Source organism: Pseudomonas sp. NBRC 111132 (assembly GCF_001320565.1).
Lineage (GTDB): Bacteria > Pseudomonadota > Gammaproteobacteria > Pseudomonadales > Pseudomonadaceae > Aquipseudomonas > Aquipseudomonas putida_P.
Map to the genome: position 1 here is coordinate 19,096 of NZ_BCBI01000053.1, position 26,562 is coordinate 45,657.

The window sequence follows — 26,562 nt, forward strand, 5'->3', positions numbered from 1 at the left end:
TCTCGTGAAACATGCCAGTGGGTATGCGACCGTCAGCCTGGGTGAGCTCAGCGACGCCTCGGACGAAGCAGTCCAAGAGGCATGGGACGCGCTGTACGGCGAGTAATAAAAAACCCGGCCTCAGGTGAGGCCGGGTGCTGTAAAACGTTAATCGGCTTGCGCCAAGCGCCCAGAACCGAATGCCACACGGCGGGCCACTGCATCCCATTCCTGCACAGTAACCAGCATGCTGGTGCGAGCCTTCTCGTGACCGTTCACCGTCTGGCGATACTGCAAGCGCACATGGCCAGGCGTGACGCTTGGATAACCTTCAAGCTCGAACACGTTACGGAAACCGTCAACATCAATGTTGCTGGTGGTGTAGATTTGCGAGAAGAACATCCTGTAGTAACCGGCCTTTGCCAGCATCACAGCAATCTCACAGAGCAGTTTCAAGCGCATGCAGCACGCGGTGATGAACAGAGCGAGTTCAAGCGACAGAGCTTGAGCCTTACGTTTGCAAACATCGGTGTCGATAGTCAGTTTCATGGTCATTCTCCCGGGTTGAGTGGCTAAGCCTTGCGTTTGCCTAGTACCCGGTAATGCACATCACGCATCTACAAATCTGATTACCCCTGTGCTGCCTCCTCGCCGCCGAGCGCTTCCATTAGAGCGGGCACGAGCTTTGACAGCACGCCAGCGTAAGTCAGGAACATTGCACCGAATGCGGCCTCTTCATCCTCCTCATCGGGAATCTCTTTATTCACGTTTTCGAGGAAGACGATGCGCTTGAGGGTCGACTTGTCCGTCAAAACGAAAGACACCTCTTCATTGAACGTCATGGCCAATCGTACGGGCCGCCGACCTTCCAGTAGATGCTGGCGGATCTCTTCTCGCTCCAGGCTGATCGAGGCGTAACCCACCTTTGACTTTTCAAGGTCCAGCCCCTGCAGGTTGACTTCACGGTCGACCGTGAATTCGTCAGGGGATTCGTTGTTCATCAACCAGGTGGCCATCGCAGAGGAGGGGTCCATCGAGGTCCGAATCAGTGATGCGGGTATATCGATGGCATCATGGATTTGAGTGACAACATCATCGGCTTTCGCCGGTGAGCCACAGTCAATGCCGATCAGCCCCGCCGCGGTATCGATCCACACCTTTTCCGTGCTCTGTGCTTCGAATGCCCTGGGCAGAAGTTCGATAAACGCTTCGTCCTTCATCGCCTTCAGCTGGTCCCGGCTGGGCTTGTAGCCCTTCTCTGAGAGCATTTTGGCCGCCTTCTTTGCCACGTGTCGCTGCAACACCGGCTCTGGGACTTTCTTTTCTTCAAAGCACAGATTCAGCAGGATCTGTTTCTGCACCTCAAGCACGAGACCACCGCCCACGCGGGGCTCCACCCACCCCTGGGTTTTGGTGACGCTACCCGAACAAGGGGTGAAAGCCTTTTTTTCCAGCCGTTTCGCAAGGTCGGCCGTAGACAAGCCCCAGGGCTCAGTAATCCGGTAGAGGTGAAGGTTCGAAAACATGATGCAACTCACTCCTGGCCGGCTTACCGCCAGCACAATTTGGCGCACGAAAAAGAAACATGTACGCATAATACTGGCAGATTTATAATCATGCACACACCTATCCTGCCAGTGGAAAAACCATGTCTGAATTCGCCCAGGTTGAGCAACGCCTTCTTCAACTCCGTGCAGAGGTCGCTGGACACATGGATGCGTACCACCGACTCGATGCCCCGACGATCCCGGACGGAGAATTCAACCTCCTGTTTCGTGAACTGGAGCAACTGGAAGCTGCGTATCCAGATCTGGCTACCGCCGACTCACCAACGCAGCGGGTCGGTGGCCGGGTTCTGGAGGAGTTCGTCCAAGCACCACACGATGTGCCAATGCTGTCGCTCAAGGACGCCATGAACGAGGAAGAGGCACGGGCATTTGCAAGCTCTGTGCTGGATGAGCTGTCACAGCCGGCGGACATCGAGTTCACCGCTGAACTGAAGTACGACGGCTTAGCGCTTTCGGCGCGATACCTGGCTGGCGTCCTGGTTCGCGCAGTCACCCGCGGGGATGGTACGACCGGGGAGGATGTAACGGCACAGGCCAAAACCATCCTGAACTTGCCTTTGACCCTCCCTGCGGCCATTGATTTGGAGGTTCGTGGCGAGGTTGTCATGCTCAATAGCGATTTTGAGATCGTGAATGAGCGCCTCAAGAGCCAGGGCTTGAAGACCCTCGCCAACCCCCGCAACGGCGCCGCCGGCAGTATGCGCCAGTTGGACCCCAAGGTGACTGCCTCCAGGAGGCTGTCCTTCTACGCGTATGGAGCCCAGGAGCTCGATGGCACGCCTGCGTTCAAGACAACCAAACAGTGGAAGATCATTGAGGGCTTGCTTGAGCTCGGATTCAGCATCGCCCCGGAAACGACCGTGGTCCGCGGCTGGGATGGCATCAAAGGGTTCTACGATGAGGTGGGTGCGAATCGAACCAACCTCCCAGTAGCCATCGACGGCGTCGTATTCAAGGTCAACTCCCTTGCCGACCAAGAAAGCCTTGGCTGGAACAATCGCACCCCCCGCTTCGCCATTGCGTTTAAGTATCCGGCAGAAGAGGCCGTGTCCATCGTCGAAGACATCGTGGTGCAGATCGGCCGAACTGGGCCTGCAACCCCTGTGGCGAAGCTTAAACCTGTGCGAGTCGGAGGTGTAGTGGTGTCCAGCGCCACTCTCCATAACGCTGATCAGATTGAGGCCAAGGGCATCAAGGTCGGTAGCACCGTTATCGTTCGCCGAGCTGGGGATGTGGTACCGGAGATCGTTCGGACAGTGCCCTCGATCGGCGATGAGTCCCTCTCCCGCTATGTGATGCCGACAAAGTGCCCGTCGTGCGATAGCCCCCTAGTTCGCCTGCAGGGCGCCGTCGAGTTGTATTGCCCAGGTGGCATCAAATGCCCAGCACAGAAGCAGGGCAAGCTCGCTCACTTCGGCTCTCGGCTGGGAATGAACATCGACAACCTGGGCGACAAGTCGGTCTCTACTCTGGTCGCCGCCGGCCTGATCAGCATGCCCTCCGACTTGTACAGCCTGAACGACAAGGTAGTCGCACCGCTCCCGGGGTTTGGGACGGTCTCCGCGAAGAACCTGATCGTGGGCATTGAGGGCTCCAAGGCTCCTGAACTCCCGCGGTTCATTTTCTCGCTGGGGATCGAGGGTGTCGGCGAGGCCACCAGCAAAGCTCTGGCGGCGCAGTTCGGGTCCTGGTCAGCATTCCGCGCAGCGACATACGCGCAACTGCTGGCCACCGCGGATGTTGGAGACGGTACCGCCACCAACATCACCCGATTCTTCGAGGATTCAACACTCGGTGCTGAGGCGGATCGCCTAGCCGTGATCACCACACCGAACGACTTCATTGCCATCAGTGGAACCTCGCTGAAGGGCAAGGTCGTCGTCCTCACTGGCACTTTTCCAACCCTTAGCAGAGAGGCTGCCAAAGCCCTGGTCGAGGGAGCAGGGGGGAAGGTCTCCAGCAAGGTTTCAAGCAAAACCAGTTTCGTCGTTGCCGGCGAAGAAGCAGGCTCGAAACTCGAAGCTGCCCGGGAGCTAGACATTGATATATGGGATGAGGCTCGGCTGCTGGCCACGGCCGCGGGCTGAGGTTTACAGGCCGGCGTGAAGCATCACAAAGCATCAAGTTTTCATCTGGAGAACCAGAAAATGTCAGTAACTAATGGACCATACAAGCGCGATGCTAATGGAGTCGCCTATGAGGTCGACTTTGAGTATGTGCGAGATAATGTCCCGCTCGACTGGTTCTTCGAGCACATGCTCGGTGCGAAGGCGAGACCGTCAGCAGGTGCTATCCGGTACAACATCTGTCCAAACCCTGGGTGCGGAGCTTCTTCCGCTCACTCGGTGAAAATCAGCGTAAAAAATGGCGGGTGGCTTTGCTACTCGTGCGGTGAGCAAGGTGACGTGGTCGCTGCGGCGGCTTACTACTGGGAAAAATCACATCGTGAGGCTGGCCTGGAACTCATGAGCGCCGACGTGGAGCTGCTTAAGCACTACATTCCGCCGAAGCCCATGGACGCGATCCAACGCGATGACAGTGCTCTTGCGCTGGTATTGCAACGGGTCGCCGAATCTCGCAATTATCCGTCGAATGACGCCCTGAAGTACTTTGCTGGCCGGGGTATATCCGAGGGTGTAGCACGAGAGGCCTGCAATCGAGGCATCCTGATCACCATCCCGAACAACCCAATGGAAGCCAAGGGCTTCTTGACTGAGGTCGCAGGGCAGGAACTGATGGTGAAAGCTGGCCTGTGGAACCCCGAAAAGAAGGCGCCAGCCTGTGCATTTCGGCCACTGTGGTTTCGGTCGCAATCGCACTGTGCTGCAGAGTTCAGGCTTATGCGTGAACCCAAAGAAGGGGAGAAGAAGGCCATGCGTTACGGCGGAAAATCTCCTTGGATTTGGGAAGGCTCTGAGAGTGAGTTCATGATCGTCGAAGGCCCTATCGACATGTTATCAGCCGTCGAAATGGGCTCGAAAAGGACGATCTTTGCGCTACCTGGTTGTGAGAACTGGGAGCCTGAATGGTTCAACATGATGGCCAAGAAGAACGTGCTTCAAGCGCTCGATCCTGATAAGCCGGGCTTCAAGGCTGCAGAGAACCTCAAGCCAGTGCTAGAGGCTCTTGAAGCCAACCTTGGAACCTTCAATCCACCCAACCGGGTCGGCGACTTAAACGAGCAGCTCAAGCACATGCGAGGGCTCTTAAATTAACCCCCCAAACCCGGCTCTTGCCGGGTTTTTTTATGCCTACGCATTGGGTGGTGATTGCAATGGAACGATCGGTAGGACTACTCCCGTTGAGACATCCGCTACGCTGAGATCAACCTGCATACCTTTAGTTGATCGGAGCCCTCCCATGCACGAAGAGCCATTTGTTTTGAGTTCGATTGATCGGGCTCGTGACTGGGTTGACATATGCAGCTGCGGAGCAGAGCTGCCCAAGGATAAGGTGGCAGCGATGCTCGCAAGTCTGTGCGGCTTCGGTAGCTGGGACATCATGAGTTACGCCATTGAAGCTCTTCCACCCTCACTGGTCGACGAGAAGGTTGATTCGGAAGTTGTCCAGGCCAGACTTAAGCATCACATGCAGGTCTTGGTTGGAGTGCACCAACTCGATCCCCCCCTCGCGATTTTTATCTTAAGCGTGGTCAACCCCACCTCGGGAAAGCCGCTCAAGGCTTTCTCGAAGTCAGATGAGTTCGCTGTCAGCACTGAACAGAGACTGGCATTTGAAGCATTCCTCAATGAGCTACCAGAGGATGACGGACTCAAGTTTTTCGCTGCACCAGGCAACCCCGAACATTTCGAGCTGCAATGTGAGCCTAACCGGACACAATTGGCACTAGCTCTTTGCGGTGACACAGAGCCGTTTCTTTGGTGCGAGGTCTTTGATGCCCTCGGTTGGGAGTATGAGCTCGCTGATGACGATACCCCGGATATCGACGAGCCCTCCTTTGAAATTTACGACGACATTCTCGGGGAGGTTCCGGTATACATTACTCCGTTGTCTCGATCACCCGCGACGCCAGATGCACCGATAGACCGTGCCCTGCGCCTGCAGAGAGCAGCATGCTTGGGAGATTTTCTTACCCAGGATTTTCCTGGTGAAGCCGCTCTGATGTTGATGCGCTGGCCAGTCATGAAGGAAATTGATGGTCACACCTATTGCCATGCGGGCAGCGTCTACCACTTTGAATTGGGCGAGTGGCAAGACCTGCTGTTCAACTTCCGATGCACAAGCGTGTCCGAGCTTCTGAATCTGAATAATCTCGTTGAGAACATCCACCAGGGGCACCCAGCGCTAGAAGATCATGGGGGTAATTTCTGCACCCTGCTCAGTATCTGTCTCTCCGGTCATAGCGCGGATGATTTTGAGGGTGGGATTGTCCCAATGATACGCCAACAAAGTGCAGAAACGGGTTGGTTCATGCAGCGGGTGAACGAGGACGAATAGCCCTAGGGCTACTCGATTAAAGTATAAATCACAAAGCCATACATAACACGTACACATACGCTGCATGCAGTGATAGAGTCTGCTTCACAGATAGTGGAGCTCTCCCTTGGATCGTCGATCATTCCTACACTACGCCCTCGGCTTGGCCGCCTCCTCAACACCGCTACTCTCAATCGCCAGCACCTTCTGGGATCAACCGAGACGTCTCTGGCTGAAGCGTGAGGTCGAGCCTGGTAAATGGGAGGAGGTCGATAAGGTCTACTTCGATAAGGGGGCTCTTGTATGGCCCGGTTATGATCCGATATGTCGGCTGATGCGCGATGTTCACACCGGACAGGCCGTACAGATTTCCGTCCCACTTTTGAACATCATGTGCGGAATACAGGGCTGGTTCTCCATCAACGGCATACACAAACCTCTCATAGTACTTTCAGGCTATCGGGAGGAGTCGACCAATAAAAAGGTGGGTGGCAAGAAGCATTCAGCACACCTCCGTGGCGGTGCATGCGATCTCACGGTACCAGGTATTCCGGTTGATTACCTTCGACGTCTTGCCCTGTATCTAGGTGGCGGCGGGGTGGGGTTTTATCCCGATGGAACTGGCTTCATCCATGTAGATGATGGGGATGTGAGAGTCTGGCGTGGGTAGGGTATTACCAGGCCCCCGCGCAATCGAGAGCCTGGCTTCCTCTTCACTTGGTTAGAACATGCTGGACCAGGAGATCTGATTAACCAAGGGCTTGTGGGGCAACAGAGCCAGGTCCACGGCCCTCAGTGCTGGGTTACGGCCGGTGAGGTACCAGCAGTCATTCTGCTGGCTCAACATGTAACGATCACTCAGCCGCTCCAGGGCCGAACGGTAGGCCTCTGTGACATTGTTACGGGATGCCAGTGCCAATAGGTCAGCCGATCGAATGCCAGGCTGCCCCCATGCTACCCGGGCAAGATCGAAACCTTCATCACCGGCCAGAATGAAGATCTCATCCGCAACAGCTTCAGGCACAGGGTCGATCATGAAAGGGAACTCGACAGGGAACACGTACCAGCGACGCCAGAACTCGTAGTGGATCCGCAGGCGGATAACGTCCTTACGAGCGCCAAGCACCTCGCAGCACTTATCAAATGCCCAGTCGCCAAGAGTAGGCCCGAACACCCACTGCGCAGCCGTAACGTACACGTCGGTCGGTAGCTTCTTCGCGAACAAGGCTTCGACGTTGGCCTTGATGATGCGAAACGCGAGACGCGTTACGCCGTCCTCGAAATCCTCTTCATCAAGCCGGCGCAGCTCATCCTTCTTCAGTTTTCGTCTTTGCGCTCCAAGGTTCGATAGATTATTGAGTGCGGCGAGCCCAAGTTCTTCAGCAAAAGGATATGACTCGACCACAGTTTCGTCAGTCCCCAGAAAATCCACTTGAGCATCGTCTGCAGCGTTATCAAGATCGAAGGCGTCAAGACCTTCGAAAAGATTGGCGCTATCAAAGCTCTCAAGCCAGTTACGAACATCGCCAGGATCAGAAAGACCGCCAGAATCGTCAGATAGAAGCTCAGATCCGAAGACATCATTTTCTTCCTCGTTGCCCAGGGGCATATCAGTGAATTCGTTCATTGGCACCACCCTTAAACCGGAACTGTTTGCGTGAATTGGTCTGCGCCAGTCATCCGGGCATGCTGGCGCCTGGCCGGCCGTCTGATGTCGGCCGCTGTGGCGAACCTCACTTCACCCGGGGTGGCCACACTCGCCCAGGTCACCCGGTGCTCGCCGGAAACAATCGCGTAGTCGGTGGTGCCCATCGACAAGAGTTTTTGCATCACATCCCCTGTGCCCTGGGCTTGCTCAGGCTCCATAGGCAACAGCTGGGAATAGACCTGCGCTGCCGGCTCGGATTGAGGTTTGAACAGAACCAGGTTGCGAGCTCGACTCAGGCAGGCCTCGCGCAGATCCAGAGACTCACGCCCAAGATCGTCGAGCGAACCAGCTGCAACCCATACGCTCATCACCTGCTCAGTCTGTGGCGAGAGCAGCTGCTCGATGCTCGGGTCATTGCAACCACCTGGATCGGTGAACACAGCCAGCGCAGTGGGTGCACCAGGCTCACCGATCGACCGCAGAACAGCATCCGCCAGGTTCGAGATCACGATGCGGCGGAGATTGGACGCAGCCTGGCCTCGGCCGATGTAGGGAATTGCGAGATACACGATCTTTCGTGTTACCAGCGCCTCGTGCAGCACGACGTCAGGCTGGTAGCTGTTGAACACTTCACCCGCTCTACCGGCGCCGAGCATGCACATGCTCCCAGCGAGGCCCGAGAAGCGTCCTTTCAGCTTTACCGCACAGATGTCGCCATCATCATCCTGAAAGGCCTTGCAGGCCTGCTGCAGGGCTCCCAGCTGCACTGAACGAGGGTATGCAGTGGCCATGTGTTCGATCAGCGCTGAAATAGCGTCAGGCTTCATCACGAACATACCTAGATCAAGGTACGAGTAGGGCAGGCCAGCGAGCTGCAGCGAGGATACAATCGCCCGAACAAGAGCTGCGGTTGGGGTTGAATCGTGACCTGCCGTCGCATCCTGATCCGCGAGGAAATTCAAGACATGGCTCGCGACCTTGGTAGGTGCTGTGTGCAGCACCGGGTTGTAGGTATGGCTCAAGGCGGGACTACCAGGATTCACGATGAGCAGATCAGCTCCCCGACCAACTGCAGTGCTGGCGCCGATCATCGCTCCCAAAAGTGATTCATCGACCGATGAGCCGACCACGAAGACCGCAGCGCCGGCTGCAATGCGTCGCTGAATCACCTCCCTGATCAGTTGCCCCTGGCCCTCAGTGCTCTCATCGAGCACAAGGGTATGCCCGGGCACAACATGAGCGCCCTTAGGTTCTACGTTACTCATCTCTCAGCTGCTCCTGTTGTTTCTTCCGCCCACCAGTGGGCAGCCCGCTGCCACCCAGGTACTTGTCACTGTTCTTGAAGAAGTCCGCACCCTTAACGGACGGCCTGCGGAAGTGGTTGATTCGAATAGGGCCGATTTCTTTCTGCAGCTTTCTGTCGATGCTGATCATCGGCACCCGGACGTTGAAGATCTGGTCTCCGCCGTACTGGATGATGCATTCCCCCTTACCGAGCGCTTTGAGGTCATCCGGCGAGACCTTGTACTCCTCCTGCTCTCGCTCACCGACCGATATGCCGGCGGCGGCACCGGTGCCACCCTCTGGCGCCACATTGAGAAGGGGGGTGCTACTGCTTTCGTTCTGCGTACCGCTCAATGACTTCGTGATACCGATTTTCATGCCGATGAGGTCTGCACACTCAACGGCTGTGGCCTGGGTACCGATCTTGAAAAAGATCTTGGTCCAGGTGTTACCGATGACCATCTCTTTGAAGTCAGGGGAAACCACATCCAGGTTAGCCAAGGTCTGGGCTGCGGGGAACAGTGCCATCTGCGCGCTGCGCCCCTGTTCAAAGGGGCGTGCTAGCGACTGAACGGCGTAACTGCCCAGCTCATCCATGAAATTGAAATGCGGGGGGTTAGGCCGGTCCTCTTCAGGCAGCGCCTGGATCCACGAGATAGCCGTACGCAGGTCGCCCAGGAACATCTTGCCGAAGTTCGAGGCGGCTTCGTTTTTACCCATCGTCGGGAGAGCGACGTAGATGATCTTCTTCGCCCGGATTGCTTCGAACAGGTCGATTTCGGGGGCGTAGGTGTTCATCACGTCACCGAATTTCCCCGTACCGAACAAGTACATCCGGCCGGCAAGACCGCCGAACGTTTCCTTCATCCGCTTGATGTCGACAACGTTCTCCATACCCGGCTTTCCGCCGATCTTGTATTGCTCAAGGAACAGGGAGAAGTTCTTGGTCGCCGGGTTGTGAGGCTGGGTCTTCTTCAGCAATGTTTCCAGCTCCTCGATCGCCTTGTGGTTCATCAGCAGAATCGTGAAGTCGATGAAGTTGTAAGCGAGGCCGGCAGCTTGCATAGCCGCTACGAGAGTGGTGATGCCCTGGTTCGCCGACTGTTTGTAGTGGTCGGCGCCAGGGTTATTCTCGGTAGACGGAATGATGGATAGGATGCGTGCGGCGATCTCATCCGGGTCACCCCGGAGGATGGGGTTGTACGTGTTGCTGAGCGATGGGTTACCAGGATTCAGAATCAGCAGATCCTGCTCGCGGCCCGCCCAGACGCAGTACTGGTAGATCGTTTGAATGTCGTCCGCATTCATCTTGCCGTCAATAAACGTCAAGCCGCCGCCACGCTGAATTTGCTGGAACATCATCAGCTTGCCCAATACGGTTTTACCGACGCCGGACTGGCCCAGGATAAATCCATGTCGCATGAAGTCTTCATCAGGGACACGTACAGGCTGGCCCGTGTCAGTAGTGAAGCCCAGTAGCAAGCCATCACCGTGCGCCAGATCGGTAGCCGACCGGATGTTTATCTTCGACTCAAGGAGCAGCTGGTTCTTCCAGAAATCAAAAACACGGTTGCCGATGTATGCCGAGCCCGCAGCCCCCATGGCAAGGGGGAGGGTGGCCGGCACCGAGCTGAAGAAAGGTGATGTCAGCAGGCCTCCCGCACCGATTGAACTGAGTGCTAGGGTGTCTTTGAAGCCACCGATTTTCGAGCGAAGTATCTGATCCATACTCATGGAAGTGAGCCTTTAGCTACGCACAAAAAAACCCGAGCACCGTGAGGCGCCCGGGTTGTGGGGTTAGAGGAACACGCCAGACGCTGAAGCCTGCGCATTGTCTTTCTCTGCTGCGGGTAAGCGCAGCAGCGGGGATTGCAGAAGCGTTTGGATTTCCATCTGCGACAGGAGCGTGTCCTGCTCAATGGTAGTCCGAACGCTTGGCACGTCCTTTACGGCCTGCCCGGTTTGAGCAATTTGATCCAGCTGATCCTTGTATTTCTGGTACCGAGATTTCTCTGGCGGTTGCGTAGATGCCTGCTGTTGGGTATCTGATTGAACAGTCTCGGCTGCACCTGTTGTGCCTCCAACTGATTCGTTTACCTGACCTTGCTGGGCTTCCTCGCGGAGACCCTCGACATACTTGGTGTCATCGAATTTGCCAGTGAAGACATCAGCACTGAAACCGAGCAACGAAAGGCATTTTGAGGTCGCGTCTGTGAGACTTTTCTTGGCGTGATCCTCATCACTACTGATGATTCCGTAGGAATCTCGCGTGATGTAGGTGGTCGCGCCGAACTGCTTCACTGAACCGCGGAAACCCCGTTGGAGATACCACAGCTCGACGTACACCTTGTGAATGACCTCTTTACCAACTACCTGGCTATCCACCACGAACGGTTTTCCGTCCACGTACGCCTCACTTATCAGTTCGACACCCCAGCCAAGGCCAAAAGGTCCGAAAACCTCAGTAGCACGCTTGATCTGATAGATGGGCGCGATCGCAGTCCCCTGGAAGCCACCCTTGTTGAAGGACTTGGTCTCATCAGGATTGGTTTTCTCAACCTTGTTCCACACCTCCAGGCCGATAGAAGCCGCGGCCTGGCCCTGGCTGGACCAAAGCGATTCGCCGTTGGCCGAGCCTTGGTGGGATGCTGCGTCTGTTCTAGTTTGCATTTTTGACTCCTACGACTCTGCAAAGAGGGAATACCTAATGCAGGGGTATGAAGCACAGCTGCTGATAAGGTGGGGGCTAGACCGCGAAAGCTCTAAAAGCGTTTGCAATACGTAACACGTCGCTATATTTTAGGCGCCACAAGAGGACGGTTGCAACAAAAAGCCAACTATCTGTATTATCGCTACGTGTTAATTCGCATTTCAAACCAACGAGTATCCTATGAACACCTTGAACAGAGCCATTCTGCTTGCAACGCTTGCGCTCTCAGCAAGCACCGCGGGTGCCGTTGATGTGCGACAGGTAGTGGTTCCAGATAGCTATGGCGTTGCGGTTGAGCCCGCGCACGCTGGCCACGCGCTTGTTGAATCCATTCGCGACACCCAGCAAAAAGCCGAATCCCCGATCTGGACTGTGACTGAGCCAGCCAGGGCCCGCGCTCTTATGCCGGCAGAAGAGGCTCTGCTCGATGCAGAGGACGCAAGGGTGGCCGAGGAAGCCCGCCACACACGCGCCACACTTTATTTTGATTTCGACAAAACCATGCCGACGGGCTGGTGGCCGCTGAAGAACGTCATCGCTGACGCTCTCCGCCTCGGCAGCACCATTACCTTGATCGGTTATGCAGACGAAGTGGGTGAGGCGGTTTACAACCAGCGCCTGTCCGAGAATCGCGCCATCGAAGCTGCGCGTTACCTGATCCGGCAGGGTGTTAAGAAGAAAAACATTAAGGTCTACGGCCGGGGCAAACGCGATCCTGTTTCGAGCTCCGACAGCTCGATGAACCGTCGGGTCGAAGTCGACATCGTGAAAGCCGCGGGGAAACCTCTGTGAAAGAGATCGATATCCCCCGGTACGTAGACAGCCAGGTGCAATTACTTTTCTGGGAAATTGATGAGGCTGCGATCTTCATTGGTTGCTTGGGCGCAGGTATCGCACTGGGTGGCTGGGCAACCATCGCTTCCCTCGCCGGCGGCTGGTATGCAGTGAAGCGGTTTAAGCGATTCAAGAGTGGTGCACTGGACGGTGTTTTGCACCACCTCTGCTACGAGGCAGGAGTCATGGCGCTGAACAAGCACTACGACGACTCCTCGAAGCGCGACTACTTCTACTAAAGCTTTTGAATCAATTTATCTGTACGCGTTATGTATCTGATAGCGCTCAGGGGCCGGAATGAAGATCAAGAAAATGCAGAAAACGATGGAAGGGCTGAAAAGCCTCACAAACTTCCAGACCTTGTCGAACGCTTGCCTTGCGGTAGCGGTCCTGCTACTCGCCTTCAACCAAATGGGGCAGCACGAAACCACGCGTTTGGTGCCGCCGAACCTGGACAAGGCGGTGAAAGTTGGCTGGAACAACGCGGACGACGAATACATCAAGTCCTTTGGTCTTTATGCCTCGACCCTGATGGGAAATGTCACGCCCAAGAACGTGAACTTCATCGCCGACTCTGTAAGCGCCTTCGTTGATCCGAAGATCTACGCAGACGTTCGCAAGAAGATGTTCGTGTTGGCCAACGATCCCGTGTTCGCAACGAACGCCGGCTCCGTGTCTTGGAACGCCACTGACATCAGCTACGAAAAGGAATCCAAGAAGGTTTTCATTCTCGGTTCGATGGAGTCACGCAGCGCAGCCGGCAAGCCTAAACAGGACTACCAAGTGATCGAGTACGTCATCGAGATGCGTGCGGGCCGCCCATGGATCACGGGCATGGACCATTACCCAGGCAGCACCCCCAAAACACTCAAGTGGCTTCAGTCTCACCCGCCTAAGCCAGCAGAACCAACCAAGGAGGCGCTTCAGTGAAACGCTCAGCCATTGCTCTAGTCGTGCTGGCCACCATCCATGCATCCATCTCATGGGCTGATGGGATGGCGGAAGTCAAATTGCCACCCGTTCCTACGGCAGCTAAACGTGTCAAACCTGTCGAAGCGCAGCCTCTGCCAGGTTTAGGTGTAATGCCGGGTGCCGAATCAGATTCGCGCACCCAGGTTGTTCGCGTGAGTTCAGACCGGAACGAAGTTATTTACGTTTCGAACATCTTGCCGAACCGGATTTCTACTCCGTTCGCTTCGCCTAAAGCTGTTGACCAACAACCAGATGATTTGGATATTAACCAGATTGGTCAATCGCTTTATGCGACGATGAAAACCAAGGATAAGCCTGTCGCACTCTACGTGACAGGTTCCAATCCAAACGACCCGGTTATCTCTTTGACCTTGATTCCGAAGGAGCTTCCACAGCAGACAATTACTCTGCAGCTGGACAAGCCAATGGCAGAAACTGGTGGGCATGCCTCAGAAAATCATGCGCCAGACAGCAACAACTACACCGATACCATTCGTTATGTGCTACGAGAAGCAGCTCTTGGCAAAGCGCCTGAGGGTTTCAGCGAAGGTCTGCTCCCAGCATCGGCTGCGAACATTGGTAATGTGATTGCCTATCCTAAGGTGCGTTACTCCGGCCCAGAGTACGATATTTATCGCTACAGCCTGCAAGGAACATCAAAAACCGATGTTGATCTTGATGAAGGCACTTTCTACAGCGAAGGCGTCCGTGCCGTGTCTTTCTTCCCGACCGCCACCCTTCGTGCCGGTATGACCACTGATGTTTTCATCGTCTCTGATAAGTCGGCAACGGGGAACTGAGCATGGCTATCAAGGACCAGTTGAAAGATAAGTGGCGGGATCTTAGCCCTGGCGTTCGATCTACCATTGCAATTATTGGCCTTTTAGGCTTTTTGATGATCGTTGGGTCTGTCATTGTTGGTAATGACAAGCCTAAGAATAATTCGAAAACCGACGCGACCTCTGATACCAAACTGCTATTGCCTCGTGGAGATAACAATACTCCCGAGCAGATCATGGCTATGTTGGCTGTTCAGAACAAGCGTCTAGATGAATTCGGCAGATCGATCAAGCAGATGGATCAAGATCGTAAAGATGATCGACTGCGCGCACTCGAAGAAGAACGGCTGCGGGGGCAACGGCCAGACCCAGTTACCCAGGACACGCTTCGCGAGCTGAAGCGTTTGGGTGATCGGATGGAGAAATTGGAACTGAACAAGGGCGGTAACGCGCCAGCACTGAATAGTGCGTTGCCAGGCTATGAAGGCGCCACTGCCACTGGTGAAGCTCTACAAGAGCCGAAATCAAAGGCAGCAACCCTGCGGGTTACTGGCGGCACTCAAACGTCCCGCAATGAGGCACCGAAGCAAGCAGAGAAGCCGACCCCGGCTATGCCAGCCGGATCGTTCTTCGAGGGAGTGCTGTTGAACGGTATGGACGCTCCTACCAGCTCTACAACGCAGAAAAACCCCGTGCCGACAACACTGCGAATCAAGTCTGACGCAGTACTTCCAAACAAGTACAGCGTCGATGTCAAAGAATGTTTTGCGCTCGCTTCAGGCTACGGTGTTCTGTCCAGCGAACGCGCCATGCTTCGAACCGAAACTTTCTCTTGCGTACGCAAGGACGGAAAGATCATCGAAGGGAAAATGGAAGGTTACATCGTTGGCGAGGACGGGCGGGTCGGTATGCGTGGCCGTCTCGTGTCCAAGCAGGGCCAAATGATTGCCAAAACTTTGGTTGCCGGCGGTCTCTCGGGGCTCGCACAAGGCATGACACCACAAACAATCCCGCAGTTGAGCTTGGGTGACAATAGCACCACACAAACCCAAAGTGCTGATACTTCGACCATTCTGCAAACTGGTGTGGCTAAAGGGTTCTCTACTTCCGCGAATGAAATTGCCAAATTCTATATGGAGATGGCTCGCGAAATGACTCCGGTGGTTGAGATCGACGCCGGCCGTAAAGTTACGATCATGCTGGTGAAAGGGATCGAACTGAAATGATGAAAGGTAATTACATGAAACGTACTGCATTAGTCGCAGCGCTGTTGCCTATTGCTCTTCTGAGTGGTTGTTCGTCCTGGCTGAATACTGCCGGCGAAGACGAGTTCTCATGCCCCGGCATGCCACAAGGCATCATTTGTAAGTCGCCAATGGCCGTTTACAAGTCCACTGAACAGAGTCCAGCGCTGACTGACAGTGACATGCCAATTGGTCAGAAGGCGCCGAACGTGAAGTACGGTGACGACATGGGAAAGACTGCCGGCTCTGAGCATAACCTCAAAGTATCAAACGGTATGCCAGGGCCAGCTGTTGCAGAACTTGCTCGACCAGTCCGAGTTCCAGCCCAGGTCATGCGCATCTGGATTGCGCCATGGATCGACAGCAAAGACGATTTGCACTTTCCGTCCTACCTCTTTACCGAGATCCAGCCACGCACTTGGTCGTTCGGGAAATCCGAATATTCAGGCCAAGGCATGGTTGTCCCTCACCTTGAGTTAACCGCTGTACCGCCAGTCAGCGTTGCCGCACCTAAATCGGAAAACGTTGCTGCAGAACCAACCAATTACGGACCGCAAGTTACATCGTCCGCAATCCCATCCACAACTGACATCAATCTGAACTGATAACACTGGGAGCTACACAATGACCGCACAAATCGCACAAATCGAAACCAACGCAGTAGCCGCTGCTCCATTCAAGAAAATCGACAAGCGTGCACTGCTGAGCATGGCTGTTGTCGGCCTGGCTGTCGCCGTCGACGTGACAGCTGGCTCCGACTCCACCTTCACCGAGATCGTCACCAGCCTCGACGGTTGGATGACTGGCTCCCTGGGTAAAGTCTTTGCCCTGGGTGCCCTGGGTACCGGCCTGGCAATCGGCGTGGTCAAGCAGTCGGTCATGGCTGTTGTGACCGGCGTAGCTGTAGCCCTCTCCGCGAGCGTTGGTCCAGGCGTGCTGACCAACATCTTCACCGCCACGCTGTAACGCCTCTCAAGGCGCACTAGGTCGCTAGTGCGCCTTTTCAACTGGCTCTGCCTGCGGGTTGCCCTCCAGGCCTTCCAAGCCTACTCAACCACCACATATGGCGAACAGTGAAATGGCAGCCTCGAAAGCGACGATCAAAGGGGATAGAACCTCCACCCCTCAAAAAAAACTCAATGTCAGGGCTATCGATCCCGACTCAAAGGTATTCTTTTGCTCCGATGGAAATGAACATTACCTCGGGGCATGTTTTGTATCTGATGCCCTGACAGGCGCCAGCTCCTCAACCGTTGACAAGCTCCAGTCTGCCTTGAGCATGAACTTCGCGCCCGGCACCTTCATTCAGATCGCTATGCTTGGAAGCCCCGATGTCGGTGAATACATCGATGCCTATCTGAACAGTAAACCTGCGCTGAACCCGATCCTCAAGGCCCTCTCTCGGCAGCACGCGAATCTGATCACCGGTGGCATCGATACCCCGTTGGTTCAACGGAGCGGTGTGATGCTGAATCGTCAGCGCGTCATCGTGACAGTAAAATTCCCGTGCCGTAACGAGAGCCCGGATGACGCAGACATTGCGGCAACGAAGGAATCGGCCGACCGTGTCACGGAAGCGCTTAAAGCAGCGTCCCTGAACCTGTTCCAGCTCGATGCCGTGGGCTACCTAGTGCTCATGCGAATAATCACGAAGCTCTGGGATGCTCCTCGGTCTCACTACGATGAAGATCAACTGATCAAGGATCAGGTTTACTACCCTGGCGACTCCATCAACTATGATGATCCGTCGACCATCAATTTCAATGACGGCGCCCATTATGCGAAGGCGCTGAGTGTCAAACACTTCCCGCAGAAAACCAGCCTCGCAATCATGAACCACATGATCGGGGACCCGAACGGTCTTTCGAACCAGATCACCGACCCGTACTACATGGTGCTGACCATCCACTATCCGGATCAGGTCGTGAAGAAGGACGAAGTCAAGCAAACGTCCTCAATCATCAATCACCAGGTCTTTGGACCGACAGCCCACCTGATCCCCATCCTCAGCTACAAGAAAAAGGGCATCGACACCCTGGTCCATGAGATCGACGGTAAGGGTGCGATCATCGTAGAAGTAAACTTCACGATCTTCCTGTTCTCACGGGATAAGCAGCGCCTGAACAAACTGTCCGCAGGCCTGCAGGCTTATTACACATCCCTTGCTTTCGAGCTCAGGGAAGATCGCCGAATCTTGGAAGCGCTCTGGAACAACCTGCTGCCACTCAACACATCGCGAGAAGGGGTCAAGAACCTCTATCGCTTCCATACGATGGCAGTTCGGCATGCCTGTCAATTCCTGCCAATCCTTGGCGAGTGGACTGGTAGCGGCATGGCCGGAGCAATGCTCATGCTCACCCGCCGCGGCCAGGCGGCATTGATTGATTTGTATGAATCGAGCACCAACTACAGCGGAATCATTTTTGCTGAGGCCGGCGCTGGCAAGTCGTTCTTCACTCAGAAAATCGCCGCCGACTATCTCGCTGCTGGTGCAAAACTGTGGGTGATCGACGCCGGCCGGAGTTACCTGAAGCTTTGCAAGATGGTTGGCGGCGAGTTCATCGAGTTCAAGCCTGAGTCGGATGTGTGCCTCAACCCGTTCACGCACGTCGAAGACCTGCACGAGGAAATGGACATCCTCAAAGCCACCATCGCCAAAATGGCCGCCCCAGAGGACACGCTTGACGATTACCAGCTCTCTCGCGTTGAACAGGCCATCACCAGTACCTGGGAGAAGTATGGCAACGCAGCGAACATCACTGCAGTTGCGGAGTGGTTCATCAATCAGTCGGACGACCCGGAGTGCTTGCGACTAGGGCGCCAGCTGTTCCCGTTCGCCGGCGGCCAATACACCAAGTGGTTCGATGGTGAGAACAACCTGGATATGAGCAATGCGTTCATCTGCATGGAGCTGAGCGACCTCAAGGGGCGGCCGGCTCTTCAACAGGTAGTGCTGCTGCAGCTGATCTCCCGCATCAACCACGACATGTACAAGGCTCAGCTGGGTGAGCGGGGCCGGAAAAAAATCCTCATCGTCGATGAGGCTTGGGAGATGCTCGATGATCCGATGATGGCCAAGGCGATGGTTGCGGCTTACCGCAAGGCGCGTAAAGAAGACGGCGCAGTGCTGGTGGTCACGCAGGCTATCGGCGACGTCTACGCGTCGAAAAACACTGAAGCTATCGCTGCGAACTCGGCCTGGCAGTTTATCCTGCAGCAAAAATCCGAATCGATCGACTCGGCCATCGACAGCAAGCAGTTCAAGATCGAACCCTACGGTGCTCACATGCTGAAGTCAGTTCACACAATGCCTGGCAAGTACAGCGAGATCATGGTCAAACGCAGCGAAACCGATTGGGGCATCGTGCGTCTTGTTGTGGATGAATTCCACAACGTGACGTTCTCCTCGAAAGGGGCAGCGCGCAACGAGATTCTTGACGATCTTGACCGTGGCGTCGATGCGGTGGAGGCAGTGAACAACTACATGGCCCGCCAAAGCTCCGCGGCGTAGAGAAGCCAGCAAGCTATCCGCACCTCCAGCTCGCACCGCATGCACTGCAATGCTCAGCCCGGCCATCAGCCGGGCTTTTTGTTGCTGCAATCTAATACTGTTGTCGTAGTGCTACGTGTTATGATTGCCAAACAACTGCGCGCAGAGCGCTATCTTTTTCCATCGCTATTAGGGAAACGCCGAGATGACTGATACAGCGAATAGCCAAGAACAACAGGCAGGGGAACAAATCCGCCCTGATGACGACCAGGTTAGGACGAAGCCAGCACCAGCTACCAAAGCCCAGCAAGGACCTGCTGGTGTTTCCTTTCTGACATGCGTCATCGTGGCCCTCGCTGTATCCAGTTTTAGCAGCTTCATGGCTTATCACTTCGCCGGGCAGAATCTCAATGTGGGTGCTCAGGTAGTGTTGGTTGACGGCACAAAGCTCGCCAATGCACAGATGAAGCGAACCCTCGATAAGGCCGAATTGAGCCCCGAGCAAGCACAGGCCGACGGCCTCGCGTTTGTGACAGACCTCCAGAATGTACTGAAGGCGTACACGGATTCAGGGGTACTGGTTATCAACTCATCGGTAGCCTTGAACGCCCCGGCAGGCATGAACGTAACTGTCCAAGTTGCTCAGCATCTTGGCCTTGAGCTGGAGTGATCGCATGAACGCTAAAGCACTGGTGTCTCGACTGGTGTCCCCGCTCAAAGCCCTTCGGTCAGACAAGGCACGGCTTCGATTTCTTCGAAACTCGCTCATCGGTATCGCCGCTTCTTTCATCGTTGCAGTTGCCGCTGTTACGACCTTTCGCCAGGACTACCGGATCGGCGTTGATCTTGCGTCAGTACGTTGCCTGCCCTGGCGCCTGTACATGATCACTTATGGCCAGCCTGCCGAGCTCAAGCGTGGTGATTTCGTCGCTTTCGTGCCAAAAGGTGGCTTCATGGGCGAGCACTTTGAAGGGAAGACCGTCGGAAAGATGGTCGCAGGCCTCCCGGGCGACAAACTGGTCGTGAAGAACAACGTTGCATACATCGGCGATCGACTGATCGGTGAGCTGGACCTCATCGGAAAACTGGGCAAGAAGTCCGGCGATTTCGACCGAGTCATGACAGTACCAGCCGGCAAGATTCTGGTTATTGGGACTGAGCCACGTAGTTATGACGGTCGCTACTGGGGCTTCCTTGATTCGAAGCTGATCATTGGCAAGGTAGGGCCTATCATCTGATGAAAGCTCCATTCAAGCGCCTTTCACGTATGCGTACGCGTAAAGGATTATCAAAAGCAATTTCGGTATTGGCGCTGTTCTCGATCGCTGCCTTGCCGAGTGCTGTCTCTGCGGATACCGACAGTGGATCTCCGAGGTTCATCGAGCGGAAAGCAGAAGGGTGGTTCTTCTACAAAGATCCAAAAGAGACCCCCCCGGCTCCGCCATTAATGCAACGAGAGCCAAAACCGCCCGCCGGAAAAACGGCCGCCGAAGAACCGAAGATCCAGCCGTTTTCTGTTTCGTGGTTGCGCGAAAACATGCCGAAGCTGTTGGACGCCGCGATCGACGACCCTAGCAAGGAAAACGTTGAGGCGTACCTCTACGCGCAGCGCGTGGCCATGGACAAGTCCCAGCGCTATGCAGAGATGACAACCCGTGTAGTGGCAGCCGATCCATTTTTGGACGAGAACAACCGAGTCCCTATCGCGACATATACGAAACCCTTCTTCCTGCGGAATGCCCAGGCCGGTGTAACCGAGGCTTTAAAACATGTCGCGACAGTCGGCGGTTTGTGGGTTTTCTTCGATTCGAAGTGCGAGTTCTGCCGGCCTCAGGTTAATACCGTTCAAAAACTAGCCAAGGAGTATGGATTTGTCACGAAGTTCATTTCCATGGATGGCAAGCCCTTACCGAATGTTACAGAGTTCGAGAAAAACACTGGGCAAGCGAGCATCCTGAACTTGCGCATCACGCCAACTACTGTTCTCGTTGTTCCGCCGAACAACTACTACATCGTGTCGCAAGGGATGATGGCTCAGGATCAGCTCGCGGAGCGGATCATCATTGCAGCTGACAGCAACAATCTACTGCCGAAAGATATTGCCCAGAAAATCAATACCTATGATCGAGGCGTCTTGACCAACGAAGACACTCAAAAAGGTGCAAGTGATGATCCAAAGCAGTGGGTTAAATATCTAAAGGACAAATTAGAAGGCCGCTACGAGGGGGGCAGCAATAATGCGGAATAAATTTAAGCAGCTGGTTTCGTTATTACTGGTTGCAACACTTACCATGGTTTCAGTACCTGCTTCAGCTGGACTTGCAGATGCGCTTGACGGCATGTTCATGTCGAACAGCACGAGCGCGGGCGCATTCACAAGCCAAAGCCGGGGCGGCATGGTCGGCGGAGGCGCAGCCCTTCGAAGCCCGGTGCGAAACATTAACCTGGTAGCTTTCGACCCGCCCCGATTCTCGGCCGGTTGTGGCGGTATTGATATGTTCGCGGGGTCGTTCTCTTTCATCAACGCTGACGCCCTAGTTGCGCTGTTCCGCCAAATCGCAGCAAACGCTGTTGGTGTTGCGTTCAAAGCCGCCATTGACGCTATTAACCCGGCCCTGGGCAAGCTGATGCAGGACTTCCAGAATAAACTTCAAGCCCTGAACCAGATGATGAAGAATACCTGCGCAGTGGCGAACTCGATCGTCAAATCGTTCACTGACCCATCAGCCCGAAAAGAAATGGTTGACCAGGCTTCGACGGCGGCCTCGGCAGCAACTGGCTCTTTCTCTGATCTGTTTGCTGGTTTGTCGGACCTGTTCAGCTCTCCAAACAGCAGTTCTGACAAAGGCACAAATGACGGAAGCTGCGAGGAGTGCGGCAACCCAGTATGGAAAGCATTGACAGATACCTCATCCGGCCAATACCTGGGCAATCCCGACACTGGCGAAGCTGACAGCAACCTCGCTAATGAAGTTGTGATGAGCATGATTGGCGCAGTGGTAATGACCGCTCCTGACAGCTCTTCCAAGAACTCTGACGGTTCTGAGAAGCCAAAGGTTGGCCAAATCTACAGCCCGACTTTGACTTTGATGAACTTCAAAAACGGCTCAAGCTCAAACAGCACCCCATTGAGAATCCTGCATTGCAACAACGGGTACGACCGGAACAAGTGCACTAGCATCAACCCTAATAAGACGTTGAGCTTTGATGGCACGTTGGGATACACCAACAAAATGCTGTTTGGCTACGCACAGGGCGCGACTACTGGGACAGCTAGTACTTCGATTGTTGGTAAACTTACAAACTGCACTACAAACTCATGTGACTTCACCGCTGCACAGAAACAATTCATCAATTCTGTAAAAACACCAGCGCTGGCTCTGATAAGAAAGGTACAACAGTTCCCAGGGGCCATTCAGACAGTTGCTGAGCAAATGGCACCAATCATCGCCAACGAGCTGGCCCTTAAATATGGTGAGGCGGCACTGTATGCCGCCAATCAGACCTTCAATGGAGTCAAAGGTATTAAACCAGACTTTGTTGACCAGAACATCAGTAAGCTCACTCAAGAACTGGCGGCAATCAGGGCGGAAGACGCAAACTTCCAGCCCAGAATTGTAGCTACTGAGCAATGGGTCAAAATGATTCTAACCAGTAACCCCGCCATCTTTGTCAAGCCGGGCCTCTAGGAATAAACTATGGACTTCACTGTATATGTACTTGGTGATGTTTCGACCTTCTATAATACGCTTAATAGCGTAGCGATGGTGTTCAACGCTAAGGGATTCATGACTGGCGTGTACCTGGTAGGTGGGTTCGTTGCGTTGATCTCGGGAATTATGTTCGTCATCCAAAAGGGTGCATCTGAACAGTTCATCCCTGCTAACGGTCCTGTAGGTGGTCTATTTGGCTTCGCTATGATGGTTGCCTGTTGCACCATTAAGGCCGATGTCAAGATCGAAGACATCTACACAGGGACGGTGAACAAGGTCGACAACGTCCCCCTCGTACTTGCCGCCCCGGCCAGCTTATTCACGACGACTATGTACGGTCTGTTTGAAAAGATTACCACGGCATACCAAAGTACTTCTGGCAGTTACATGGCCGTAACTCAGAACGGCTTTGTAACGCCATTGAAACTGCTCCTCACTCTGCGTAAAGGGGTGGAGAATGTTGATCCCTATCTTGTTGCCAGTCTCAAACAATATGTGATCGACTGCGTTCCAGGCTCTACGACGTTCAGCATCGCGGATTTTCAGAAATCTACGAACATAGTGTCTTACGTTTTAGGTCATTCCCGCGGCACAGGTCTTACAACCTACTGGGATAACGTGAACATTAGCGGCTTAGCGCTTTCGTGCCAGGAGGCACAAACGAGGCTTGACGGCCGAGTTGGTTCTTTCCCTTCCTCTGATGCCGCCAAGAAAATGATCAATGCGGGCATGAAGGACAAAAGTCCTTCAGGTAGCGCTTACACGCCAGATGATGTCAGTGCCGCCATCACTAACTTGGTGCCTTCGCTGTGGTCATCAGCACAAAGCGCTGATGATTTCATGGTCAACGCATTCTTCTTTAACTCTATAGTTGGCACATATAACTGTCTCGACAGCGTTGCGGATCAAAATAGCTTCAACCTCTGCATGTCCTCCCTTACCCAGCAAGACGAGCAGTTCCGTTCCGACGCAGCAGCATCTGGAAGCTTCTTTGCTAAAATCATGATGCCGACGATGGTCTTTCTTCAGATCCTTTTCTTCGGCTTCGCCCCAATCGTCATCATTTACAGCCTATTCAAAGGTGCTGGATCTTTGATGATGTATGTGAAATTCCTTGGTTTTGGCATCTGGACAACTTCGTGGTTACCATTCTCCGCAGTAATTCAGATGTACATACAAAACGATGTCGCTGAAAAGCTGACTGAGTTCACCGAGAAAGGGTTGGTGCCGAGCAACTTGAAGGCCGTATATTACGATGTCCTGGCAACTAGGCTCGGTATTGCATCGGACATGCTTGCCGCAACCCCACTCATTTCGGCAGCAATGCTTGGGCTAACTGCTTACGGTATGGTGAGTCTTGCAAGTCGCTGGTCAGGACGTGACCACAATGACGAAAAGCTCCAGTCACCTGATCTCGTAAAGAACGGGGCACATGTCGATGTTGCAAGTCGCAACCAATACCAGTCCGAACATTCTGGCAGCATCAATAATGGGCTTTCGCTGAATGGCGCCAACTGGAACTCTGCGGATCTGAAAAATACTCTAAGCACTTCTACCCAGAGTGCCTTCGGTTCTGACCATTCGAAGCGCAGCGAGAGCTCCTCAGCAGTGGAGGCATCTCTCCGTCAGATGTCCTCGTACAAATCCGGTGATAGCTGGACAGATCAACGTATGCAGTCGCTTGATCGGCAGCATAGTAGTATCTCCCAACAGGCGATGAAACTGGGCGATAGCATTGGCCAGGCCTTGGGCTTCACTGGCAAAGAGATGAACTCGTTCAAAGAGGCGTTCGACGCTAAAGTTGGCTTCAGCGGCATTTTTGGAGGTGTTTCTGCCGGCATCCAGAACGCCACTGGTAAGGATATGACCAAGTCTCAGGCCTCAACGATAGCATCCCAATTTGGTACGGAGATCTCCAAAAATGAAAGCGACATGTCCGGGTGGAAGGCCTCGGTTGCTGACACGTTCTCTCATAGCACCGGTAGAGAAGCCGCAACTGAAAACGCACTCGGTCGTCGTCTGAGTGCAACAACCGCTGACACCCAGTCGTCGTTCAATCGCTTCCAGCAAGCGACCTCAGCGGAAGCCGGCGTTTCCGCAAACGCGAAGATCAGTGAGGAGACCACCGGTGGGAATCTCACACGTTCGCAGCAGGGTATGCAGGCCCTCAATCAGGCCATCGCGGGTCTCAGTGATTCTCAGCGCAGTGAGTTCAACAAAAAATTCCCCGAGCTAGAAACTCGATACGCCCAACAGTCCACCGGAATGGTTGGGGCACGTGAGTCCGCTCAGCTGTGGGCTCTGAAGTCGATTGGGGCGGACACCGAGTTCGCTAACGTCATTTCGGCTATGACGGGCAACGTTGTGGGCGGTCCGAGCGAAGGTGATGCGAGTAAATTTAAGGGCGTAGGGGGCAAAGCGGCCCAGATCAGTGACAACCCAGCCGGTCAGGTTTCTCGTGCAAATATTGGCAATCCGTCGATGAATGTTTCTGGCGTCGATGCAAACCAGGTCGGGCCAACAGGTGCTCCACAGCCACAGGAGTTGAGAGAGGTCGCATCAGGAATGGATCCTTACCGTTCTTACGAAGACCGCGAGACATATGTGTCGTCACAACTGCCGAGTAGCCGTCCTAAAGCACAAGAACAGATGCGAGCAGGGAAAACCGCACTCGAAAATTCAGACACCACGCTTTCCCCTGAGCAGATCCGCGACACCATGTCGACCAAGCCAATCACAAACACGATGATTGGTGCAGGTCAGGCTGAACAGCAATGGGAGCAAGAGAACCCTAAAACTGCGATGGCCGTTACGGCAGCGACAATGTTTGTGCCAGGCGCAGGGTGGGGTAACGCTGCCCTCAAAGGCGCGCAAGCTGGTAGGGCTGTGATGGCAGCAAGAGGGGCAGAGGCAGCACTTAAGACCGCAGAAGCTGGTACAGAGGTTGCGCAGGCTGCACGCGTCGCCAACGCTGCAGGCCATGAGATACCGGCACTTCTCCGTAACCGAGGTCAGGCCTCGCGAGTGGTGAATGGTGAACATGTGGCAGAAGCTGCAGAAACTGCGAAAGTCGCCTCGGCAACTGCGAAGACAGCCGTTCGGGAGGCCGCAGCCGCCACCAAATTCGCCGGCAACGTTTCGGTCGTCCCAGGGATGATGATCGCTTCCGACCACATGGCTGACAACTACAACGCTGATGTGGCCGCGAACGGCAAGCCTGAACGCTATGAGCCCGGCTCAAGTGTGCGCTCGATGCTCCAGAGTGATGTCGCAACAGCAGGCGCTCAAGCACAGAGTGGTCAGCCGCTAGTTACTCCAATGCCGGCGCCCGCCGATGCTCTTGCTCCACTGGGCGGACACCCAGGCAACTTGATGGCCGCCCCGGGCGAAAATACGCAAGCTGCAGCTCATGGCCAGCCACTGGTCACACCGATGAAAGCGAACGCTGAAGCGCCTGCACCTGCACCTGCACCTGCACCTGCACCTGCACCTGCACCTGCACCTGCACCTGCACCTGCACCTATTCGACAGCACGCGACTCCTGCGCAGAGCAATCAGCCTGTAACAGCGGCAGCACTGACCGGCGCCGAGGCACACGCACCGATCCACCAGGATGCCGCACCTGCTCAAGTCAACCAGCCCGTGGCAGCGGCAGCGCTGACCGGCGCCGAGACACATGCACCGATCCGCCAGGATGCTGCACCTGCTCAGGCCAGCCAGCCCGTCGCGGCCGCAGCGCTGACCGGCGCCGAGACACAAGCACCAATCCGCCAGGATGCTGCACCTGCTCAGGCCAACCAACCCGTCGCGGCCGCAGCGCTGACTGGCGCCGAGACACAAGCACCGATCCGCCAGGATGCTGCACCTGCTCAGGCCAACCAACCCGCTGCAGCGGCAGCCCTGA

General features: G+C 54.9%; 23 protein-coding genes. 17 read left to right on the forward strand and 6 right to left on the reverse strand.

Features of this window, described 5'->3' with window-relative positions; translation table 11 throughout:
• Nucleotides 1-147: 147 nt before the first annotated feature.
• Both APH35_RS21815 and APH35_RS21820 read right to left on the reverse strand, forming a co-directional pair.
• The gene (locus APH35_RS21815) at nucleotides 148-528 is read right to left on the reverse strand and encodes a hypothetical protein (RefSeq protein WP_060515481.1); all 381 of its coding nucleotides are present in this window, start codon (nucleotides 526-528) and stop codon (nucleotides 148-150) included.
• Between the two features lie 80 nt (nucleotides 529-608).
• Nucleotides 609-1,505: a recombination-associated protein RdgC gene (locus APH35_RS21820; protein ID WP_060515482.1), complete on the reverse strand. Its 897-nt coding sequence runs from the start codon at nucleotides 1,503-1,505 to the stop codon at nucleotides 609-611.
• 122 nt (nucleotides 1,506-1,627) lie between these two features.
• Here APH35_RS21820 and ligA point away from each other — a divergent pair, with 122 nt between their 5' ends.
• The 4 genes from ligA to APH35_RS28540 all read left to right on the forward strand — a co-directional run bounded on the left by ligA (nucleotide 1,628) and on the right by APH35_RS28540 (nucleotide 6,654).
• On the forward strand, nucleotides 1,628-3,634 hold the full coding sequence (gene ligA / locus APH35_RS21825; protein WP_060515483.1) for an NAD-dependent DNA ligase LigA: 2,007 nt from the start codon (nucleotides 1,628-1,630) through the stop codon (nucleotides 3,632-3,634).
• 15 nt (nucleotides 3,635-3,649) lie between these two features.
• Nucleotides 3,650-4,762 carry a toprim domain-containing protein gene (locus APH35_RS21830; RefSeq protein ID WP_256213817.1) on the forward strand — a complete coding sequence of 371 codons (1,113 nt, stop codon included), beginning with the start codon at nucleotides 3,650-3,652 and terminating at the stop codon, nucleotides 4,760-4,762.
• A gap of 145 nt (nucleotides 4,763-4,907) precedes the next feature.
• Nucleotides 4,908-6,005, forward strand: a complete 1,098-nt coding sequence (locus APH35_RS21835; RefSeq protein ID WP_060515485.1) for a hypothetical protein — start codon at nucleotides 4,908-4,910, stop codon at nucleotides 6,003-6,005.
• 106 nt (nucleotides 6,006-6,111) lie between these two features.
• A complete protein-coding gene (locus APH35_RS28540; RefSeq protein ID WP_082425846.1) occupies nucleotides 6,112-6,654 on the forward strand; it encodes a YcbK family protein in 543 nt (180 codons plus the stop codon).
• A 51-nt stretch (nucleotides 6,655-6,705) separates the two neighbouring features.
• Here the strand turns inward: APH35_RS28540 and APH35_RS21845 are convergent, their stop codons facing one another.
• The 4 genes from APH35_RS21845 to APH35_RS21860 form a co-directional block, all read right to left on the reverse strand.
• The gene (locus tag APH35_RS21845) at nucleotides 6,706-7,611 is read right to left on the reverse strand and encodes a hypothetical protein (RefSeq protein ID WP_060515487.1); all 906 of its coding nucleotides are present in this window, start codon (nucleotides 7,609-7,611) and stop codon (nucleotides 6,706-6,708) included.
• A gap of 11 nt (nucleotides 7,612-7,622) precedes the next feature.
• A complete protein-coding gene (locus tag APH35_RS21850; protein ID WP_060515488.1) occupies nucleotides 7,623-8,897 on the reverse strand; it encodes a hypothetical protein in 1,275 nt (424 codons plus the stop codon).
• Entirely contained in the window at nucleotides 8,890-10,650 is a 1,761-nt protein-coding gene (locus APH35_RS21855; RefSeq protein WP_060515489.1) for a type IV secretory system conjugative DNA transfer family protein, read from the reverse strand. The genes APH35_RS21850 and APH35_RS21855 overlap by 8 nt, the downstream gene beginning before the upstream one ends.
• 63 nt (nucleotides 10,651-10,713) lie before the next feature.
• Nucleotides 10,714-11,586, reverse strand: coding sequence for a hypothetical protein (locus APH35_RS21860; RefSeq protein WP_060515490.1), 873 nt, complete (start codon nucleotides 11,584-11,586; stop codon nucleotides 10,714-10,716).
• A 220-nt stretch (nucleotides 11,587-11,806) separates the two neighbouring features.
• Here APH35_RS21860 and APH35_RS21865 point away from each other — a divergent pair, with 220 nt between their 5' ends.
• From APH35_RS21865 to APH35_RS21920, 13 genes are all read left to right on the forward strand, one after another.
• Nucleotides 11,807-12,418, forward strand: a complete 612-nt coding sequence (locus tag APH35_RS21865; RefSeq protein WP_060515491.1) for an OmpA family protein — start codon at nucleotides 11,807-11,809, stop codon at nucleotides 12,416-12,418.
• The gene (gene traL, locus APH35_RS21870) at nucleotides 12,415-12,699 is read left to right on the forward strand and encodes a type IV conjugative transfer system protein TraL (RefSeq protein ID WP_023383785.1); all 285 of its coding nucleotides are present in this window, start codon (nucleotides 12,415-12,417) and stop codon (nucleotides 12,697-12,699) included. The genes APH35_RS21865 and traL overlap by 4 nt, the downstream gene beginning before the upstream one ends.
• Nucleotides 12,700-12,757: 58 nt before the next feature.
• Entirely contained in the window at nucleotides 12,758-13,390 is a 633-nt protein-coding gene (locus APH35_RS21875) for a TraE/TraK family type IV conjugative transfer system protein (RefSeq protein WP_060515492.1), read from the forward strand.
• Complete coding sequence (locus APH35_RS21880) at nucleotides 13,387-14,232, forward strand: TraK domain-containing protein (protein WP_060515493.1); 846 nt, start codon at nucleotides 13,387-13,389, stop codon at nucleotides 14,230-14,232. The genes APH35_RS21875 and APH35_RS21880 overlap by 4 nt, the downstream gene beginning before the upstream one ends.
• 2 nt (nucleotides 14,233-14,234) lie before the next feature.
• Nucleotides 14,235-15,437: a TraB/VirB10 family protein gene (locus APH35_RS21885; protein ID WP_060515494.1), complete on the forward strand. Its 1,203-nt coding sequence runs from the start codon at nucleotides 14,235-14,237 to the stop codon at nucleotides 15,435-15,437.
• 14 nt (nucleotides 15,438-15,451) lie between these two features.
• The gene (gene traV, locus APH35_RS28545; RefSeq protein ID WP_082425847.1) at nucleotides 15,452-16,060 is read left to right on the forward strand and encodes a type IV conjugative transfer system lipoprotein TraV; all 609 of its coding nucleotides are present in this window, start codon (nucleotides 15,452-15,454) and stop codon (nucleotides 16,058-16,060) included.
• Between the two features lie 19 nt (nucleotides 16,061-16,079).
• Nucleotides 16,080-16,421: a TraA family conjugative transfer protein gene (traA, locus tag APH35_RS21890; protein WP_060515495.1), complete on the forward strand. Its 342-nt coding sequence runs from the start codon at nucleotides 16,080-16,082 to the stop codon at nucleotides 16,419-16,421.
• A gap of 112 nt (nucleotides 16,422-16,533) precedes the next feature.
• The gene (gene traC, locus APH35_RS21895; RefSeq protein ID WP_060515496.1) at nucleotides 16,534-18,966 is read left to right on the forward strand and encodes a type IV secretion system protein TraC; all 2,433 of its coding nucleotides are present in this window, start codon (nucleotides 16,534-16,536) and stop codon (nucleotides 18,964-18,966) included.
• 184 nt (nucleotides 18,967-19,150) lie between these two features.
• Nucleotides 19,151-19,615: a hypothetical protein gene (locus APH35_RS21900; protein ID WP_060515497.1), complete on the forward strand. Its 465-nt coding sequence runs from the start codon at nucleotides 19,151-19,153 to the stop codon at nucleotides 19,613-19,615.
• Nucleotides 19,616-19,619: 4 nt separating this feature from the next.
• Nucleotides 19,620-20,183 carry a S26 family signal peptidase gene (locus APH35_RS21905; protein ID WP_060515498.1) on the forward strand — a complete coding sequence of 188 codons (564 nt, stop codon included), beginning with the start codon at nucleotides 19,620-19,622 and terminating at the stop codon, nucleotides 20,181-20,183.
• The gene (gene traF, locus APH35_RS21910; RefSeq protein WP_256213818.1) at nucleotides 20,183-21,193 is read left to right on the forward strand and encodes a conjugal transfer protein TraF; all 1,011 of its coding nucleotides are present in this window, start codon (nucleotides 20,183-20,185) and stop codon (nucleotides 21,191-21,193) included. The genes APH35_RS21905 and traF overlap by 1 nt, the downstream gene beginning before the upstream one ends.
• On the forward strand, nucleotides 21,183-22,634 hold the full coding sequence (locus APH35_RS21915) for a conjugal transfer protein TraH (protein WP_060515499.1): 1,452 nt from the start codon (nucleotides 21,183-21,185) through the stop codon (nucleotides 22,632-22,634). Before traF ends, APH35_RS21915 begins: the two co-directional genes overlap by 11 nt.
• Before the next feature lie 9 nt (nucleotides 22,635-22,643).
• Nucleotides 22,644-26,562 (forward strand): conjugal transfer protein TraG N-terminal domain-containing protein (locus tag APH35_RS21920; RefSeq protein WP_256213819.1); only part of this gene is annotated, 3,919 nt, incomplete at its 3' end.

What these genes read in the sequence shown, in the direction of transcription:
- APH35_RS21815 (WP_060515481.1), bottom strand. Translation starts at nt 528, where the DNA reads ATGAAACTGACTATCGACACCGATGTTTGCAAACGTAAGGCTCAAGCT.
- APH35_RS21820 (WP_060515482.1), bottom strand. Translation starts at nt 1,505, where the DNA reads ATGTTTTCGAACCTTCACCTCTACCGGATTACTGAGCCCTGGGGCTTG.
- ligA (WP_060515483.1), top strand. Translation starts at nt 1,628, where the DNA reads ATGTCTGAATTCGCCCAGGTTGAGCAACGCCTTCTTCAACTCCGTGCA.
- APH35_RS21835 (WP_060515485.1), top strand. Translation starts at nt 4,908, where the DNA reads ATGCACGAAGAGCCATTTGTTTTGAGTTCGATTGATCGGGCTCGTGAC.
- APH35_RS21845 (WP_060515487.1), bottom strand. Translation starts at nt 7,611, where the DNA reads ATGAACGAATTCACTGATATGCCCCTGGGCAACGAGGAAGAAAATGAT.
- APH35_RS21850 (WP_060515488.1), bottom strand. Translation starts at nt 8,897, where the DNA reads ATGAGTAACGTAGAACCTAAGGGCGCTCATGTTGTGCCCGGGCATACC.
- APH35_RS21855 (WP_060515489.1), bottom strand. Translation starts at nt 10,650, where the DNA reads ATGAGTATGGATCAGATACTTCGCTCGAAAATCGGTGGCTTCAAAGAC.
- APH35_RS21860 (WP_060515490.1), bottom strand. Translation starts at nt 11,586, where the DNA reads ATGCAAACTAGAACAGACGCAGCATCCCACCAAGGCTCGGCCAACGGC.
- APH35_RS21865 (WP_060515491.1), top strand. Translation starts at nt 11,807, where the DNA reads ATGAACACCTTGAACAGAGCCATTCTGCTTGCAACGCTTGCGCTCTCA.
- APH35_RS21875 (WP_060515492.1), top strand. Translation starts at nt 12,758, where the DNA reads ATGAAGATCAAGAAAATGCAGAAAACGATGGAAGGGCTGAAAAGCCTC.
- APH35_RS21885 (WP_060515494.1), top strand. Translation starts at nt 14,235, where the DNA reads ATGGCTATCAAGGACCAGTTGAAAGATAAGTGGCGGGATCTTAGCCCT.
- traV (WP_082425847.1), top strand. Translation starts at nt 15,452, where the DNA reads ATGAAACGTACTGCATTAGTCGCAGCGCTGTTGCCTATTGCTCTTCTG.
- traA (WP_060515495.1), top strand. Translation starts at nt 16,080, where the DNA reads ATGACCGCACAAATCGCACAAATCGAAACCAACGCAGTAGCCGCTGCT.
- traC (WP_060515496.1), top strand. Translation starts at nt 16,534, where the DNA reads ATGGCAGCCTCGAAAGCGACGATCAAAGGGGATAGAACCTCCACCCCT.
- APH35_RS21900 (WP_060515497.1), top strand. Translation starts at nt 19,151, where the DNA reads ATGACTGATACAGCGAATAGCCAAGAACAACAGGCAGGGGAACAAATC.
- APH35_RS21905 (WP_060515498.1), top strand. Translation starts at nt 19,620, where the DNA reads ATGAACGCTAAAGCACTGGTGTCTCGACTGGTGTCCCCGCTCAAAGCC.
- traF (WP_256213818.1), top strand. Translation starts at nt 20,183, where the DNA reads ATGAAAGCTCCATTCAAGCGCCTTTCACGTATGCGTACGCGTAAAGGA.
- APH35_RS21915 (WP_060515499.1), top strand. Translation starts at nt 21,183, where the DNA reads ATGCGGAATAAATTTAAGCAGCTGGTTTCGTTATTACTGGTTGCAACA.